Here is a 16,594-nt window from a genome sequence, read left to right as displayed (position 1 = left end):
GAGACAACCAAATGAAGATCACCCGCATTACCGCAATCCCCTTGTCCTATCGTCTGCCGGAAGGCAAAACGGTCACCATGGGCGTGGGCAGTACGCTCAAGCGTGACGCGATCATCATCCGCGTTGAAACGTCCGAGGGCATCGTCGGCTACGGCGAGTCGCATCCCGGGCGCAGTCCTGGCGCCATCACCAGCCTTATCCACAAAACGCTGTCGCCGCTGCTGGTTGGCATGGACGCCACGGACGTTGTCGGCACCTGGCAGCGCGTGCACCGCATGCAGTTCTCCAGCCACGGTCTTGGCGCCGGCGCCGCGCTAGCGCATTCGGGCATCGACATGGCACTCTGGGACATTCGCGGCAAGGCGGCGAACATGCCGCTCTACAAGCTGCTTGGCGGCTCGCGTCGTCGCATTCCCGCCTATGCCGGCGGCATCGCGCTCGGATACCAGCCGGCGGCGTCCCTGACCGAAGAGGCCCAGTCCTATATCGAGCAGGGCTACAAGGCCGTCAAGCTGCGGATTGGCGACTCGGTCAAGGCGGATATCGAGCGCGTACGGCATGTGCGCCGCGTGGTCGGCGATGACATCGACATCCTGACCGATGCCAATACGGCATACACGATGGCCGACGTGCGCCGCGTTATGCCTGTGCTGGCGGAAATTCAAGCGGGGTGGCTCGAAGAGCCGTTCGCCTGCAACGATTTCGCCTCGTATCGTGAGGCAGCCCGGATTTCTCCTGTCGTACCGATCGCAGCAGGCGAGAATCACTTCATGCGATTCGAGTTTGCGCAACTGCTGGAAGCCGGGGCAGTCCAGGTCTGGCAACCCGACCTGTCCAAGACGGGCGGCATTACGGAAGGCATGCGCATCGCCGCTATGGCCTCGGCGTTCCGCATCCCCATCAACGCCCACAGTTCCGCTACGGGCCTCAATCATGCCGCGACGCTGCATTTCCTCGCTGCAACCGAGAACGCCGGCTACTTCGAAGCCTGCGTTTCCCATTTCAATCCGTTCCGGGACATGTTCGGCAAGACCTTCGAAATCGGCAGCGATGGTTGCGTGGTTCCGCCGGAAGCACCGGGCCTGGGCGTCGAAGTCGATGAGGAAATCTTCAAGAAGTATCCATTGATCGACGGCCCCGGTTACGTCGTCAAGTTCTGAGCAACTACGCTCTGCAGACACCGATCCACCACATATAAAAGATGGTGAAGGAGACAAACATGCCTAGCAGAAGAACCGCGTGCAAATGGATTCTGTCTTCGCTGGCGGGCGCCGCTGGCGCGACTGCCTTTGGTAGCGCCATTGGCGCTGCGAGCGATGCATACCCGGACAAGCCCATTCGAATCGTCGTGCCATATACCCCCGGCGGCTTTAACGACTCCCTCGCCCGCACCGTCGGTGAGAAGCTGACTAAACTCTGGAAGCAGCCGGTAGTCGTTGACAATCGACCAGGCGGCAACACATTGATCGGCAATTCAATGGTTGCGAAAGCCGCCCCCGATGGCTACACGTTGCTAATTACCCCCCTGCCGTTCGCCGCACTCCCCGCGTTATATGGCACGAAGCTTCCCTACAACGCGACGAAGGATTTTTCGCCGGTCATCTGGGCGGCTAGCACCCAAAACGTGCTGGTGGCGCGCAACGACCTTGGATTTGCGACCATCAAGGACATAGTCGATTTTGCCAAGAAGAATCCCAGCAAGCTGAACTATGGGTCCACTGGATCCGGCTCCTCCAATCATCTGTCGATGGAACTCTTCGAGAAGATGACTGGTACAAAGCTGACGCACGTCCCGTATAAGGGCAGCGGACCGGCAGTTGTTGCTCTACTCGGCGGTGAAATCGACGTGCTGTTTGACAACTTGCCCAATGTGATGAACCAGATCAGGGCCGGCAAGTTCAAGCCTGTTGCCGTCACTGGTCAGCAGCGATCCACGCTGTTGCCAAATGTGCCGACCATCGCTGAATCGGGGGTGCCCGGCTACGAGGTCAACGTGTGGTTCGGCATTCAGGCACCCGCTGGCACGCCAAAGGAGGTCGTCCAGAAACTCAACCAGGAAATCGCGAAGGCATTGGCGGATCCTGAAATCGTGAAGCGATTCCGAGAACAAGGAGTGGAGGTTGTGGGTAGCTCCCCGACCAAATTCGCCACGCTCGTGGAAGCGGAGATCCAGAAATGGGGAAGCGTGGTCCGCGATGCGAACGTTCGGCTGGAGTAGTTGCTGCGTCTAGAGCGTGTCCGCACGGCAGCGAACACGCTCTGACCCGCAAGCACATGCTCTTCAATATCCCGCCGTATTTTCGGCGGGATTTTTGTTTTTCCTCGACCGATCCCGGACGTTGACAGCGCGCAGATGCAACGCCGCGCGGTCGCCTATTTTTACCTACCCCCAAGCTGCCGGCCCAAGGCGCTCTCTGCGCAGGCCTTCACCCGAAGAGTCGCCAAAGATCCCTTGACCACCCAGTAGTCGAACGTGAACCCAAGCAAAAGGCCCTGCAAAATTATGTTTGCAGGGCCTTTTTCTTGCCGCTTCGTCTTGCCGCACAGTTCGCGGAGGTTCCGTCCAGGGCCAACGGGCCAAATGCGCGCGGCCATTAAGAACAAGCGATGTCTCAATGGCCGATCACGTTCCGAGCTGGCTTATTCGGCGACAACGTTTGCCGACTTCGCGACAGCCCCCCACTTTTCGGCTTCGCTCTTGATATAGCCTGCAAACTCCTCAGGCTTTGTTGCCACCACTTCTGCACCGAGCGTCGCCAACTTGCCCTTCACCTCTGGCATAGCAAGTACCTTCATCAGTGCTGCGCTCAGTTGCTTGACGATTTCTGGCGACGTTCCGGCAGGTGCGACAAGACCGCCCCAAGACGAGGCATCGAATCCCTTGATCACCGATTCATCGATTGTTGGTGCATTGGGAAACGCCGGCACGCGCTTCTTGCTCGCCACGGCCACGAGCTTGAGCTTGCCGCCCGTCACGTACGGACGTGCAGCAACTGCCGTAGTGAACATCATCGATACCTGCCCAGCCATAACATCGGTCATTGCTGGGCCATCACCCTTATAGGGCACGTGCATCATATCCAGCTTCAGCCCAGACTTGAACAGCTCGCCAACCAGGTGGTTGGAGGAGCCATTGCCGGCCGAGGCAAATGTGTACTTTCCCGGGTTGACCTTGACTTCTGCTACCAGTCCCTTGATGTCTGTCGCTTTGACCTTGGGCCCGGCCACAAGGACGATCGGCACCGTGGTGGTTTGCCCGATTGGGGCGAAGCTCTTGTTGACGTCATAGCCGAGGTGCGGGTAGATCGACTGGCTGATGGCATTCGGGCCGACGTTCGCCATCAGAAGCGTATAGCCATCTGCCGGCGACTTGGCCACCATCTCAGCCGCGATATTCCCGTTTGCGCCGGGCCGGTTCTCGACTACGAATGTCCCACCGGTGACTTCCTTCAGCTTTTCGCTCAGTAGACGTGCCGTTGTATCGGAAGCGCCCCCCGGCGGGTATGGCACGACAATGCGCACAGGCTTATCTGGGTAGGCTGCCATGGCGATGCCTGACGCCAGGGCTGAAGCAGCGATGACCGCACGCCACGCAGTTTTGATGAGTGCTTTCATGAGTGTCTCCTTCAGTTCTAGTTTATCGAGGATGGATGGGAATCAGTACCGCTCCTCTCGCCAGCGGCTTCACCGTCTTGCTATAGATGTTCAGCCAGCCTTGCTCCGTAGCGCCCTGGATCGGTGCTGCGTCGACGCGACGCGAAACCATCTCGTTCTGGTCGACAAGCAGATTAATCTGCCGACCGGGAATGTCGATCTCGATCGCGTCGCCATCCTTGACGAGAGCCAAGGGGCCGCCCGCGGCGGCTTCGGGGCAAACCTGACCGACTGCGACACCGCGGTTTAATCCAGATAGCTGGCCATCTGTCACGACGGCGACCTTGCCGTTGAAGCCCGCACCTTCGACGGCTGCAACAAATGACGACGCCAACGCCACGCCCGGGCCGCCAATCGGCCCCATACCACGCAGGCACGCTACGGTCCCCTCCGTGATACGTCCATCCGCCAACGCTGCGATAGCTTCTTCCTGAGAGTGAAACACCATCGCTTTGCCACGGAAGCTTTCCGCCTTCTCACCGGCATTGCCGAGCTTGAGAATGCTACCTTCGGGTGCAAGCGATCCTTTCAGGATGACCAGCGATGGCTTCGTGGAGATTGGGTTCTCCAACGTGCGCAGGATAGATGGCGATGGCGCCTCGTACTCGTCGAGAATTGCCTTCCAAGTCTTACCCGAGACCGTCAAACACTCCTGCTCGATCATGGACGTTAGACGTTTAATCGTCGCAAGGGTGCCACCTGCCGCTTCAAGCTCTTCCGTGCGGTGGGGACCATTGGGCTTGACGGTCGCTAGCAGCGGCACTTCGCGTCCAAGCCGGTCAAACAGATCATAGAGATCCACATCCGTTCCAGCCTCTTCCGCAACACCTTGTAAATGGCGAAGTACGTTGATCGACGTCGACAGCGCCAACGCGACGCGCACAGCGTTTCGGAAGGCCGCCGGCGTCAGGAGGCTCCGGGGCGTCAGACCTTCATTGACCATCTCGACAATGCGTGCGCCGGCTGCTCGGGCCTGGTCGACCATCGCAGGCGAGTTGGCTAGTACGGGACTGGCGCCTGGCAGCGTCAGGCCCAATGCCTCGCAAACGATGTGCATGGAATTCGCAGTCCCAAGACCCGCGCACACACCGGGGCTGCGCACGGCACGCTTACACATGCCGTCCAGGTCTTCAAAAGAGAGTTGCCCAGTCACGTGCATGCCGACTTTCTCGAAGACATCTTCGATGTCCACATGCTCGCCCTTGTACTGGCCGCTGGCCTGATAGCCGCAGATCACCACGAGTGTCGGAATGTTTAGCCGTGCAGCGGCCATCATTTGTCCGGGCGTTGTTTTATCGCAGGAAGCCAGGCAAACCATACCGTCGAGTTGTGCGCCCTCAACCTGCACTTCGATGTCGTTCACGATCAGGTCGCGCGACGGGAGGATATAGCGGCCCTGCTTGCCCGCGCTAGTGATGAAGTCGCTTGGTGCCGCAGTTCGAACCTCGAAAGGTACGCCCCCTGCTGCGCGGATTGCCGCCTTCACGTGGGCGGATACGCCATCGAGGTGACTGAAGCAGCTCGACAGCTCCGACGAGGTGTTGACCACTGCAATCTTCGGCTTGTCCAGGTCGGAGTCGCTCAGTCCCAGGGCTTGCCATTGGGCCTTGCGCAGTGCCCAACGGGTCGTACCCGGGGCGAAATTGCTACGGTATTTCGGGGAATTCATTGCAAGGCTCCAAGGAAGGCACCATTGTTTTCCAGCACCTGCTGGATATCGGAGGCCGGCACATGGTGAACGCTGATACCGCGTGCCACGGCCGTTGCAGCGGTATGCCCAGCCGCTTCGCCCATGGCGAAGCATTGCGCGGTCACTCTGATCGAGGCCTGCGCGCCATGAGTGGCCGATGCACACCGGCCAGCCACCATCAGGTTGTCGAAACCTTCCAGCAGAAGCGAACGCAGGGGAATCTGGAAGTACGTGCCGGGCGGCAACCATATCCATTTGGTGGCCCTACCCGCAGCGTGGTCCTCCATTGGCCAGGCACAGCACGCGATGGCATCGTAGAAGCGCGCTCCTTCGAGAGCATCCTTGTCCGTAAGGACGTAGCTGCCTACGGTGCGCCGACTTTCTCGGATGCCGATTACAGCGCCCGTATCCATGACGAAGGCAGACTCGAATCCCGGCACATACTTTCGGAATGCCTTCAGGTACGTGCAGACTTGTTCCCGCCCTGCAATCTCTGCCCGTGACATGACACTGAGGTCGAACGGATTCGGCGATTTTCCGTCCACCGCCACTTTCGTGATGTTCAGATGCGCAAGCCCGGGGCGTTCGGCAAAAACACCGCCCGCGGTGCGCGGAAGTTCGTAACCGTCGGCGACGGCCTGCTCAAGCCTTTCGCGAAGAGCCGGACGGCTCAAGCGGGCCAGCGAGTCGGTGTCTACACCGCCGAACCGCACCATGGTGGTAGGGAACTGAAGATCGCCTTCCGAAATTTCGCAGGGCGCGCCTGCGAAGTTCACCAGGTCGGCATCGCCAGAGCAGTCTACGAACGACTTTGCGCGGAGGGCGAGACGCCCTTCCTTGGTCTCGATCAGAACGGCGTCCAGTTCGCGCCCCTTCATGGCGACACCAACCACCATCGCATGAAACAACACCTCGACCTTCGCTTCCTGGACGAGCTGATCGAGAGCGATCTTCATGGCGAACAAGTCGTAAGGCAACGATGCCGTCTCCAGCCAGCGGGTCGGCTCACCGAGACCGTCAAGTGACCGCAGTCGATCGATGACCTCGTTGCAGAAGCCACCCACAATCTGCTGCACGTCTGTATCGGTGACCGCGTAGAGGCCGCAGATGCTGCCCAGGCTCACCGACGTCAGGGTGCCGCCTAGAAAGCCCTCGCGCTCCAGAAGCAGTACCTTGGCACCCGTCCGCGCCGCCGAAATCGCGGCGGCCACCCCCGCAGGTCCGCCTCCGACGACGCAGACGTCTGCGGTGCGAAACACGGATGTAGACCGAGCTGGCTCGGACACTGCACCCAATGAATACGTAGTCATTTTGTCTCCGAAAAATGCGTGATGCCGGGTTCCTTGACACGGCTCACGCTTCCCTGCCATTTTGGTTACGTAGTCATTATATGCGGAATCGAGAAACTTCCAAGCTCAAGATGTTGTGCGTCGCAATACGAGGTCGTTAGGAAGCACAAACGTGTGCGGCGCCAAATCCGGCGAAGTCATGCGACGTTGGAGCCGATCTACTACCTGCTCGACCATGGCGGGCAGGGGCTGCTGGACTGTGCTCAAGCTAATGCATTCCCACCGCGCCATGGGAATATCGTCATAGCCGACGATCCAAATGTCGCTCGGAACTTGCTTGCCACTGCGTCGAGCAGCATCCAGGACACCGATCGCAACGATGTCATTTGTGCAGAACACTGCATCAACATCTGGGCGTTCTGTGACTAGTGTCTGCATCGCCCGGAAGCCGAACTCGTAGCCAAAGTCGGCGGCATCAGCCCGCACAAACGTGTTGCCCTGGGTCAACTCGCCAAGGCCTTCCATAAAGCCTCGTTCGCGTTCGCGAATCGTGCTTGCCTTGGAACTCTTGCTTGACGCGGCGGAGATCAATCCAATGCACTTTCTGCCCGCGGACACGAAATAATCTGCGACCCGCCGGCCGCCGGCATAGTTGTCGCTCACGATCGTGTCGAACAAGTCGGTTCCGACAGAGCGATTAATCAGGATGATCGGCTTCTCGGCCGCGACCCGGCTCAGCATCTCCCTGGATTCATCCAGTGCAGCGGCAAAGATGACGCCATCGGTTGCGCTTTCGGCAAGTGCACGCACCGTTGCCTCGTCCATCTTTCCTTCGAGCTCCCAGACCGTTGTGCGGAAGCCCCGGCTAGCGAGCCGCTCAACTAGCAGTTGGAGCAGCAGTGGGTACAACGGGTTAGACAGGCTCGCGATGACGACCGCAACCGTCCCGCTGCGCCGCGTTTTCATCTGTCGTGCTGCTGCGCTCGGCGAATATTCGTGGTCTTGTATGACCTTCAAGACGCGCGCCTTGGTCTCCGGCTTCACCGATGGCAAATCCTGGAGTACACGGGAAACGGTGGTTTGCGAAACCCCTGCCAGGTTGGCAATGTCGATGCTGGTAAGCCTCTTGCTCATGGTGAGGTCGAATTGCGCACGTTAGTGTTAATGCCCCGGATTTTAAGTTGAGGGCAGCAGCGCTGGCAATGCAGCTTGAGCAACCTCAAACTCGAGCGTTATCGGACGTCTCGTGTAGCTGTGTTGAGCTTGTTTCAGGTTCTTCTGCTCGCAGCCCGAGATGAGCCGTTGAGTACTTCATGTGCGGGGCATAGCTTGTTGAGGAGCCGCCTATGCCAAGCAATCGGCATAGGGGGGCAGCCCCACAAAGCTGCATCCCAGCAGCGGCTTGAAGGTCCGCACAGGGCGGCTCGAGAGGCTAAGGGTGTGGCGAGACATTGCAGGCGCCAGGCTGACATTCCTCCGGAATGCTAAGGCGGCACATCTGGTGCTGCCAACTCCTAGCTTCGCAAAGGCAGTCAGAGAAGCTATCCGACCTGGCTCACTCGCCCTGGCATTTTCTGCCGTTGCCAATGCCCCAATCGCAGCTTGCAACCCGTCACGTAGGATCCATCAGTCCGATGGCCGAGAAGGGCCCGGCAGCGGTCATCCGACCGCCCCAAGCTGAAGACTGCTTCGGGTCGGGAAGAGCCACTGAGCAACCGGGTGATGAGCCTTGCAACGAGAAGTGCGCAAAACGGCGCTCGCACCGCAGTCCGGCTAATTCGCGCTTCTCGTCATGGCAGTCCAGCTATTTCGGATCCCAAGACCGCGAAGCGGCAACGGAATTAGATGTTAAGTCATTGATTCTTCGGGAAACGCAGTCCAGCGAATTCTGGTTCCTCACAGTGTTGTAGGAAACCGGAAGCTGGACTACGTACGCTTTTGCTGGACTATAAATACGGAATTACCTGGATTGCCGTGCGCTGATGCAAGCGCGTGCTAGTCGGTGATGAGGGTGGGCCGTTTTCAACCCTTCTGCGCCGTTCGAATCTTCCTTAACACGAAGGCAGCTATCCGAGTCCAACGGTCATCCGCCCCCGCTTCCGCTCCAGTTGATCGCCATTTCAGTCATTCGGCAATCAGTGCGTCAACGGCAGAAAAGGCGAAGCAGCTACTCACAGGTTGCCATGCCTACGGCCGCTTACCACTGCGGATTCAGCCGACCCCCATCCGACATTACCCAGTACTCATACTTGTCCGGCGCCATCAACCCAGCCATTGGCTCCATCTCCGCCCTGCGCCTCTCCGTAAGGCCGCCCAATACATGACCCGAAGTTCCGACGACAACTCTGCCTCCTCGATGCTGCATCCAGCCGGGAAGCCGCTCAAGTCAATGCCAAGTTCCACCGCCGCAGCAAGACAGATCACCATGCGCCTCGGGCACGCTGAACGCATCTCCTCGCGATAGAGGACGAGCAGCGCGGCCTGGTAGCCGATACCGTGACGCCTGGACAGATGCCGTGCCTGCCGTGCGGTGGCACCTCGCCAGTCACGCATCTCGCGCAGGATGTCGCCAAGGCGGTCGATCAACCGGTCTTCGCTGCCAATGCGATGCCGGACACGAGTCTTCTGCTCCGCCACGGCCGGGCGCTCACCGATACCCCGAATATGGAGAGCAGGCTCGGCGGGCCACCGAAACACATTCACGGGCGAACTAACGCCGGTACGTGGCCGGGCCAGGAAGCGTCGGAGCTTGCTCGTTGCCTGAGGAGGAACTTCTGGATCTTGCCGGTCGACGTCCTGGGAAGGGGGCCGATGACCACCTTCTTCGGCGCCTTGAAGTGCGCCAAGTGGGCGCGGCAATGTTCGATCAGTTCGCGCTCGCCGACCCTCGCGCCATCGACGACTTCGACAAAGGCGCATGGCGTCTCCCCCCAACGCTCGTCCGGCTGGGCGACGACGGCTGCCACGCACACCGCAGGGTGCCGGTAGAGCACCTCCTCCACCTCCAGCGAGTTGATATTCTCTCCGCCCGAAATGATGACGTCCTTGGAACGGTCCCGGATCTGTACATAGCCATCCGGGCAGACCACTGCGAGGTCACCCGAGTGGAACCAGCCGCCGGCAAAAGCTTCCGCCGTGGCCTCGGGGTTCTTCAGGTAGCCCTTCATCGTCATGTTTCCGCGGAACATGACTTCACCGATGGTCTTCCCGTCCCACGGCACCGGCACAAGGGTTTCGGGATGCAGCACGGCCATGCCTTCCTGCGCGGTGTAGCGGACGCCCTGCCGTCCTTTCCGTTCCGCCAGCGCAGCGACGCCGAGGTCGTCCCATTCGGGCTGCTCCACGCAAACCGCCGCGGGGCCGTAGACCTCGGTCAGCCCGTAGATCTGGGTGATCCTGATCCCCATGCGCAGCAGGCCCTCGATCACCGGCATCGGCGGCGGCGCGCCGCCGATGAGTCCGTGGACCGGATGGTCGATGCCCGCCTTCCACGCTTCGGGTGCCTGGGCAAGCATCGCATGCACGATCGGCGCCCCGCAGTAGTGCGTGACCTGGTGCTCGCGAATCGCATCGAGCACGGCGGCAGCATCCACCCCCCGCAGGCAGACGCTGGTACCGGCGTTGGCCGCCAGCGTCCAGGCGAAGCACCAGCCATTGCAGTGGAACAGCGGCAGCGTCCACAGGAAGACGGCGTGCCGGGGCATGCCCCAGTCGAGCATGTTCGACAGCGCAGCCAGATAGGCGCCGCGATGGTGGTAGACCACGCCCTTTGGGTTGCCCGTGGTGCCGGAGGTGTAGTTGAGGGCGATGGCCTGCCATTCGTCGGCGGGCTCGCCGCCCTCCCAGTGCGGATCGCCCCCGGCCAGGAAGCCCTCGTATTCGATCTCCGCCAGCCTGCGGCCCCCTTCGACGGCGGGATCGACGATGTCGATCACCAGCGGCTTGTCGTCGAGCAGCGCCAGTGCGGCTTCAACTACGTCCGCGTACTCCGTGTCGGTGACCAGCACCTTCGCATCCGCGTGCCTGAGCATGAAGGCGATGGCGGCCGCGTCCAGGCGCACGTTAAGCGTGTTCAGCGTGGCGCCGCTCATGGGCACGCCGAAATGCATCTCCAGCATCTCCGGCGTGTTGGCGGCCATCACGGCCACCGTATCGCCAGTCCTGACGCCGGCGGCCACCAGCGCCGACGCGAGGCGGCGGCTGCGGTCCAGCATTGCCCGCCAGCTCGTGCGGCGCTCGCCGTAGACGATGGCTGTACGCTCAGGGTAGACCTCGGCCGTCCTGCGCAGGAAGGAGATCGGTGTCAGGGGCACGAAGTTGACCGGGCTACGCTCCAGCCCATCCGCGTTGTGTTCGACCTGTTCCATGGATTGCCTCACTGGCTGCAGCCGTGCGTCAGTGCATTACGTCGCGGGAGATGATCATCCGCTGGATCTCGGAGGTCCCCTCAACGATCTCGAGCACCTTGGCATCCCCGAACGCGCGCGATACCGCGTACTCCGTCATGATCCCGTTGCCGCCGTGGATCTGCACGGCCTGGTGAGCCGCCTCCATGGCCTTCTCGGTTGCGAAGAGCTTTGCCATCGAGGCTTGCCGATCGTAGGGCCGGCCCTCGTCCTTGGCCACCGCGGCGTCGTACAGCATCAGGCGGGCAGCGTGCGCGTGGGTCGCCATGTCGGCCAGCTTGAACTGCAGCGACTGGAACTGGTTGAGCGTCTTGCCGAACGCTGTGCGCTCGCTCATGTAGCGGACGGAGCGTTCCAGCGAGCCCTGCAGGATGCCCAGGCCCAGCGTTCCGATCAGGATGCGGCCGGTGCTCACCTGTGACAGGGTCTGCCTGAGGCCGGCCCCGACCTCGCCGAGCAGGTGGTCGGCAGGAATGGCGCAGTCCTCGAAGAACAGCTCGAATGTGGTCGATCCGCGCCAGCCGATCTTGTGCAGCTTCTTGCCATGGCTGAAGCCGGGCGTGCCGTTCGGCACGATGAAGTTCGAAATCTCTTTGCGGCCGTCGGGCCGGGTTCCCGTCACCGCCGCAATGACGATCGGGCCCGTGACCTCGGAACCCGAGTTGCTGATGAAGGTCTTGGCGCCATTGACGACCCAGCAGCCATCCTTCAGCACGGCGCGGGTCTGGATATTGGCGGCGTCGGAACCGGCGTTCGGCTCTGTCAGGCCGATGCAGCCGACCTGCGTGCCCGTCAGGATCGGCCGCAGGAACCGCGCCTTCTGGCCGTCGGTGCCGTAGTTGTTGAGCAGGCTGGCCGCTGTCGAGTTGGCCATGATGGCCACCGCCACGGCGCAATCGACGCGGGCGATCTCTTCCAGCGCAATGGCGAAGCCAAGCCAGTCGCCGCCGCTGCCTCCCCAGGCTTCGGGGTAGGGCAGCCCGATATAGCCCAGTTCGCCGGCCCGGCGCCAGATCTCGTAGGGAAAACTCTCCTCTTCCCACAACCGGTGGGCGACCGGTGCGATCTCTTCCTCGGCGAAGCGGCGCACCGCCTCGCGGATCATCTCGTGATGTTCTGCGATGTATGACATCGTCTTTCTCCTCAATACGATTCCTGCAACATCGCCAAGTAGTCGTCGACCGTGGCAGTGCGGGGATTGGTGGCGTGGCAGTGGTCCTTCGTGGCGGCGACCGCGATGTCCTTCAACACGTCACGCGGCACGCCCATGGCACCGAGACCAGCCGGCAAGCCGAGACGGGCGTTGAGTTCGCTGATGGCCTGAGCCGGGTCCCCGCCGGCGGGCAGGCCCATGGCCTGCACCAGTGCGGCCTGCTTGGCTTCGGTCGCCGGCTTGTTGAAGCGCAGCACGACCGGCAGCAGCACGGCGTTAAGCGTGCCGTGGTGCAACGAGACGTCGGGCACTGCGCCCAGCGGGTGCGACAGGGCATGCACCGCGCCCAGCCCTTTCTGGAAGGCCAGCGCGCCTTCCATGGCGGCCATCATCATGTTCCAGCGCGCGTCGCGGTCGTGGCCGTCGGCGGTGGCCTTACCGATATTGGCCATGCCGCGGCGCAGGCCGTCCAAGGCGATCGCCTCGGCGGGCGGGTTGATGGCCGGCGCCAGGAAGGTCTCGATGCAGTGGGCGAGGGCATCCATGCCTGTCGCGGCGGTCAGGGTCGGAGGCAGGCCCAGCGTCAGTTCGGGGTCGCAGATGGCGAGCTTCGGCAGCAGGAACGGACTCAGCAGGCCGAGCTTGCGGCCGGACTCCATGACGATGACCGCGCCCCGGCCCACTTCGCTGCCGGTACCCGCAGTCGTCGGGATAGCCACCAGCGGGGCGACACGGCTGGTGATCAGGCTCGCGCCGCCCTCCACCGCCGCGTAGGTCTGCAGCGGTGCCGGGTGGGTCGCCAGCAGCGCGGTGGCCTTGCCCAGGTCGATGGGCGACCCGCCGCCCACGGCCACGATGCCGTCGCAGCCATTGCCGAGGTAAAGGTCGGTCGCGGCGGACACCGCGGCTTCCGTCGGGTTGGGTGGGGTGTCCTCGAAGACGGTAGGCGTGCAATCCGGGCCCAGGGCCTCGAGCACCTTGTCGGCGATACCGGCGGCGCGGATGCCGCGGTCGGTGACGATCAGCGGTCGCTGGATCCCCAGGCGCTGCAGCTCGACCCCCAGCATCCGGATGGCGCCGAAGTCGATGTGAACGGTAGTCAGGTAGTTGATGACAGCCATGTTTTCCTCGTAGATATGTCGATGCGTCAGGCGCGGAACAGCGTCGGGTCCATGCACGGAAGCGGCTCCGCCACGCGCACCGGCGGGAAGGCCATCAGGTCCAGCACCTGCGACCTGACGTCGATGCCGGGCGCAACCTCCTCCAGCACCAGTCCGTCTGGCGCCACCGAGAAGACTGCGCGCTCGGTGATGACCTTGGCCTCCTGGCCGCGCTCGGCCACGTTGCGCCCGAGCGGATAGGTGATCTCGTCCACGCGCTCGACGAACTTGCGCACGCTCCCCTCACGCCCGACCGAGAGGAAGCCGTCGGTGGCGTCGGCGGCGAGGCCGCCGGTGGTGAAGGTGCCGGTGAACAGCAGCTTGCGCGCGTTGTAGGCGATGTCGATGAAGCCGCCCGGCCCCGGATTGGCCGCGCCGAAGCGGCTGACGTTGATGTTTCCGGCCCGGTCGAACTGGGCAAAGGCCAGCGCCGCCATCGGGCAGTTGCCGCCGTCGATGAAGTCGAACTGCGAGGGGCCGTCGATCAAGGCCTCCGGATACTTGTTGGCGGAGAATTGCCAGCCGCTCATCACGACGCCGCCGAAGGGGCCGTGCTCGGTGGTAAAGCTGTAGCGATGCAGGCCGCCGTCGGCGAACAGGCCGTCTTCCATCATCACCGTGGGCACGTCGGACGAAGCGCCGAAGCCAAAGATGCTGACCTCGCCGGGCCTGACCTCCCGGGCCGCCCGCCGGGCGATCACCTTGTCGGCGCCGGGCGGCAGGCGGTCCGAGGCGCGGCCATCGAAAAGCTGGCCGCCGAGATAGGCATCGTCGTACCGGACGTCGGTGGTCATCATGGCGTCGGGTTCCACGACGACGCGATCCACCAGCGCGCCGGGAATCCGCACCGCGTGCGCCGGCCGGGCGTGGCGCGGCACCAGCTTGCGCACCTGTGCGATCACGGTGCCGCCTGACGCCTTCACCGCCAGCGCCATGGCCAGCGCGCACGACGTGATCGGCTCCTCCTCGAAGCTCAGGTTGCCGTGCTCGTCGGCGCTGGTGGCGCGCAGGAACGCCACGTCGAGCGGCCAGCTCGGATAGAACAGGTATTCCTTGCCGTCCAGCTCCTGCATCCGCACCAGGTCGTCGGTGGCGCGCGCCGTGTACTTGCCGCCCTGCTGGCGCGGGTCGATGTAGGAGCCGAGGCCGATGCGGGTCAGGTAGCCTGGGCTGCGCCGGGCGACTTCGCGCAGCCAGTGCATGGTGGCGCCGATCGGCCAGCAGTAGGCTTCCACCCGGTTCTCGCGGATCAGGCGCATGAACTCCGGGCGCTTGCCGGTGGCCGGATTCACCGCATTGGTAAAGTTGCCCGACACGATCCGCTTCATCAGCCCTTCGACGGCCACGTGATCCATGCCGCGGATGCCCATGCCGTCGCCGACACTGACCGGGAAGAAGAACGTCAGGTCACGGGGCGATCCTGTCTCGTGGAAGCGTTGCGCCAGCGCCTGGAACAACGCGTCCGGCGTCAACCAGCCGATCACGCCGACGCTGCCCACGCTCTGGCCGGGCCGGATGTCCAAAACGGCCTGCGCCGCAGTGCAGATCTTGCTCATGCGATCTCTCACCTTTCTCGCCGCTCGCAGCCCGGGCTCAGGCCTGGAAATGGATGATGTGGGTGCCGACGCAGACCGTCTCGCCCCGCTGGTTGAGTAGCGTCGCCTCGGCCCACAGGCGCTTCTTCTCGTCGTCGGCGCGGGCGATGCGGTAGTTCACGGTGAGGGTGTCGCCGATGCGCACGGGCTTGGTGAAGCGCACGTTGTCGTAGCCGTAGGAGACCGCCGGGCGCTGGATCATGTCGAGATACTTGGTCACGGCGCCGGCGATGAAACCGACCATCATGGCGCCCTGCGCGATGCGGCCGCCGAAGCCCATGCGCTTGCAGTACTCGTCGTCCATGTGGTTGGGGTGGTTGTCACCGCTGATGCCGGCGAAGGCATAGATGTCGTACTCGCCGAGGGTGCGGGTGTAGCTGGTGTGCGTGCCAATAAGGGTGGATACGTTGCCTTCGTGCGGGATCTTGATGTCGGACATGGGGTTCTCCGGAAGTGGGTTGGGTTCAGACCTGGGTGGCATCGATCCTGGTCTCGAGGATGAGCAGGGATTCGAGGAGAAAGTAGTCGCCCCAGACCAGTTCGTTATCCATGGCGACGCCATTGCGCTTGTTAAAGCAGCCGCCGGTGAGGATGCCAGGCTGCCGTACATCGCCCGGGCCGACCGGGGTCAGGAAGCGGGTCACGAGTTGCTCGATGCTTTCGACGGCGGCCTGGCGGTAGGCCGCCGCGCGCTCCGGGATAAGCGCGGCCAGTTTGAGCAGGCTGGCGGCGGCGATGGCGGTGGCCGAGGTGTCGCGGTTAGTGTGCGGGATGGCGGGATCGTCGAAATCCCAGAAGGCCACGCGGTCGGCGGGCAGGTGCGCGACCCACCAATCGGCCACGCGGATCGCGTCGGACGTGAACGCCTGCTCGCCGCACGACAGCGCCTGCGCGAGGCCGAGCATGCCCCACGCCTGGGCGCGGGCCCAGGTGCTGCTGTCATGGATGCCCTTGTGCGTGTAGCGCCTCACGAGCGAGCCGTCGGTGGCGTTGAATGTGGCGGACTGGCAGACCGAGCCATCCTCCCGCACGCACAGGGCGATGTGCTGGCGCAGGTGCTGGCGGCCGATCTCGCCCGTGCCGAGGGCGGCGTCGTGCCGCAACAGCAGCGCCACGGTGCCCGGAATCGCATCGATGTTGGCCTCGCTCGTCCCCACGCTGGAGGCCTCCTCGGCCTCGGTGCCGAGCGGGATCAGGCGGGCCGCTTCGCTGTACATCTCCGCCAGGCCACGCGTGCCGTCGAGGGCGAGCCCCGCGGCCTGCGGATCGGCTAGCAGCGAGCCGCCGAGTTGCGCGCCGTACCAGAAGAGGAATCCTTTGAACACCGACTTCGACGCCACCCGCGGCGCCAGGCGTGCGGACCACATGCGGGCGCTGTCGCGGTACTTCTGCTCGCCGGTGCGCAGGGCAGCCAGCCACAGCATCCCGACCCAGAAGCCCCCGGTCCAGTCGCCGGCCGGGGAGCGTGTCCAGGTGCCGTCGGCCGGATTGCCATAGTGCGGAAAGCCCGCCTTTTCCTGCGTGATCGTCGCATCGATGCGCTGCAGGATGCGGCCGAGCGCGTCAACGACCAGTCTGGAATCCATACGTTTTGTCTCCATGCATACATTGGCTTGTCCGGTCTCCGATGCCAGCCTTGCGGAGCGG

At 63.0% G+C, this 16,594-nt stretch carries 13 protein-coding genes; 2 read left to right on the top strand and 11 right to left on the bottom strand.

Going from position 1 to position 16,594, the window contains the following annotated elements; genetic code table 11:
• Window positions 1-11: 11 nt before the first annotated feature.
• Together ACW4E8_RS16815 and ACW4E8_RS16810 are read left to right on the top strand one after the other, a co-directional pair.
• Window positions 12-1,160, top strand: a complete 1,149-nt coding sequence (locus ACW4E8_RS16815; RefSeq protein WP_456805530.1) for a mandelate racemase/muconate lactonizing enzyme family protein — start codon at window positions 12-14, stop codon at window positions 1,158-1,160.
• A gap of 59 nt (window positions 1,161-1,219) precedes the next feature.
• On the top strand, window positions 1,220-2,218 hold the full coding sequence (locus tag ACW4E8_RS16810; RefSeq protein ID WP_456805529.1) for a tripartite tricarboxylate transporter substrate binding protein: 999 nt from the start codon (window positions 1,220-1,222) through the stop codon (window positions 2,216-2,218).
• A 422-nt stretch (window positions 2,219-2,640) separates the two neighbouring features.
• Here ACW4E8_RS16810 and ACW4E8_RS16805 read toward each other — a convergent pair whose 3' ends face one another.
• The 11 genes from ACW4E8_RS16805 to ACW4E8_RS16755 all read right to left on the bottom strand — a co-directional run bounded on the left by ACW4E8_RS16805 (window position 2,641) and on the right by ACW4E8_RS16755 (window position 16,533).
• Window positions 2,641-3,615, bottom strand: coding sequence for a Bug family tripartite tricarboxylate transporter substrate binding protein (locus tag ACW4E8_RS16805; RefSeq protein ID WP_456805528.1), 975 nt, complete (start codon window positions 3,613-3,615; stop codon window positions 2,641-2,643).
• Window positions 3,616-3,637: 22 nt separating this feature from the next.
• A complete protein-coding gene (ilvD, locus tag ACW4E8_RS16800; RefSeq protein WP_456805527.1) occupies window positions 3,638-5,323 on the bottom strand; it encodes a dihydroxy-acid dehydratase in 1,686 nt (561 codons plus the stop codon).
• Window positions 5,320-6,654, bottom strand: coding sequence for an FAD-dependent oxidoreductase (locus tag ACW4E8_RS16795; protein WP_456805526.1), 1,335 nt, complete (start codon window positions 6,652-6,654; stop codon window positions 5,320-5,322). Before ACW4E8_RS16795 ends, ilvD begins: the two co-directional genes overlap by 4 nt.
• Window positions 6,655-6,759: 105 nt before the next feature.
• Complete coding sequence (locus ACW4E8_RS16790) at window positions 6,760-7,767, bottom strand: LacI family DNA-binding transcriptional regulator (RefSeq protein WP_456805525.1); 1,008 nt, start codon at window positions 7,765-7,767, stop codon at window positions 6,760-6,762.
• A gap of 1,128 nt (window positions 7,768-8,895) precedes the next feature.
• The gene (locus ACW4E8_RS16785; RefSeq protein WP_456805524.1) at window positions 8,896-9,270 is read right to left on the bottom strand and encodes a hypothetical protein; all 375 of its coding nucleotides are present in this window, start codon (window positions 9,268-9,270) and stop codon (window positions 8,896-8,898) included.
• A gap of 62 nt (window positions 9,271-9,332) precedes the next feature.
• Window positions 9,333-11,000: an acyl-CoA synthetase gene (locus ACW4E8_RS16780; RefSeq protein WP_456805523.1), complete on the bottom strand. Its 1,668-nt coding sequence runs from the start codon at window positions 10,998-11,000 to the stop codon at window positions 9,333-9,335.
• Window positions 11,001-11,028: 28 nt separating this feature from the next.
• Window positions 11,029-12,171, bottom strand: coding sequence for an acyl-CoA dehydrogenase family protein (locus tag ACW4E8_RS16775; RefSeq protein ID WP_456805522.1), 1,143 nt, complete (start codon window positions 12,169-12,171; stop codon window positions 11,029-11,031).
• 11 nt (window positions 12,172-12,182) lie between these two features.
• Entirely contained in the window at window positions 12,183-13,313 is a 1,131-nt protein-coding gene (locus ACW4E8_RS16770) for an iron-containing alcohol dehydrogenase (protein ID WP_454739596.1), read from the bottom strand.
• Between the two features lie 26 nt (window positions 13,314-13,339).
• Entirely contained in the window at window positions 13,340-14,908 is a 1,569-nt protein-coding gene (locus tag ACW4E8_RS16765) for an acyl CoA:acetate/3-ketoacid CoA transferase (RefSeq protein ID WP_456805521.1), read from the bottom strand.
• A gap of 37 nt (window positions 14,909-14,945) precedes the next feature.
• Complete coding sequence (locus ACW4E8_RS16760; protein WP_022538176.1) at window positions 14,946-15,386, bottom strand: MaoC family dehydratase; 441 nt, start codon at window positions 15,384-15,386, stop codon at window positions 14,946-14,948.
• A 25-nt stretch (window positions 15,387-15,411) separates the two neighbouring features.
• The gene (locus ACW4E8_RS16755; RefSeq protein ID WP_456805520.1) at window positions 15,412-16,533 is read right to left on the bottom strand and encodes a glycosyl hydrolase; all 1,122 of its coding nucleotides are present in this window, start codon (window positions 16,531-16,533) and stop codon (window positions 15,412-15,414) included.
• Window positions 16,534-16,594: the final 61 nt, after the last annotated feature.

Source organism: Cupriavidus sp. CP313 (assembly GCF_054072015.1).
The sequence above is the reverse complement of the archived record's forward strand: the minus strand, read 5'-3'. Positions and strand labels throughout refer to the sequence as shown.

What these genes read in the sequence shown, in the direction of transcription:
- ACW4E8_RS16805 (WP_456805528.1), bottom strand. Translation starts at nt 3,615, where the DNA reads ATGAAAGCACTCATCAAAACTGCGTGGCGTGCGGTCATCGCTGCTTCA.
- ACW4E8_RS16815 (WP_456805530.1), top strand. Translation starts at nt 12, where the DNA reads ATGAAGATCACCCGCATTACCGCAATCCCCTTGTCCTATCGTCTGCCG.
- ACW4E8_RS16765 (WP_456805521.1), bottom strand. Translation starts at nt 14,908, where the DNA reads ATGAGCAAGATCTGCACTGCGGCGCAGGCCGTTTTGGACATCCGGCCC.
- ACW4E8_RS16775 (WP_456805522.1), bottom strand. Translation starts at nt 12,171, where the DNA reads ATGTCATACATCGCAGAACATCACGAGATGATCCGCGAGGCGGTGCGC.
- ACW4E8_RS16760 (WP_022538176.1), bottom strand. Translation starts at nt 15,386, where the DNA reads ATGTCCGACATCAAGATCCCGCACGAAGGCAACGTATCCACCCTTATT.
- ACW4E8_RS16795 (WP_456805526.1), bottom strand. Translation starts at nt 6,654, where the DNA reads ATGACTACGTATTCATTGGGTGCAGTGTCCGAGCCAGCTCGGTCTACA.
- ACW4E8_RS16755 (WP_456805520.1), bottom strand. Translation starts at nt 16,533, where the DNA reads ATGGATTCCAGACTGGTCGTTGACGCGCTCGGCCGCATCCTGCAGCGC.
- ACW4E8_RS16790 (WP_456805525.1), bottom strand. Translation starts at nt 7,767, where the DNA reads ATGAGCAAGAGGCTTACCAGCATCGACATTGCCAACCTGGCAGGGGTT.
- ACW4E8_RS16810 (WP_456805529.1), top strand. Translation starts at nt 1,220, where the DNA reads ATGCCTAGCAGAAGAACCGCGTGCAAATGGATTCTGTCTTCGCTGGCG.
- ilvD (WP_456805527.1), bottom strand. Translation starts at nt 5,323, where the DNA reads ATGAATTCCCCGAAATACCGTAGCAATTTCGCCCCGGGTACGACCCGT.
- ACW4E8_RS16780 (WP_456805523.1), bottom strand. Translation starts at nt 11,000, where the DNA reads ATGGAACAGGTCGAACACAACGCGGATGGGCTGGAGCGTAGCCCGGTC.
- ACW4E8_RS16770 (WP_454739596.1), bottom strand. Translation starts at nt 13,313, where the DNA reads ATGGCTGTCATCAACTACCTGACTACCGTTCACATCGACTTCGGCGCC.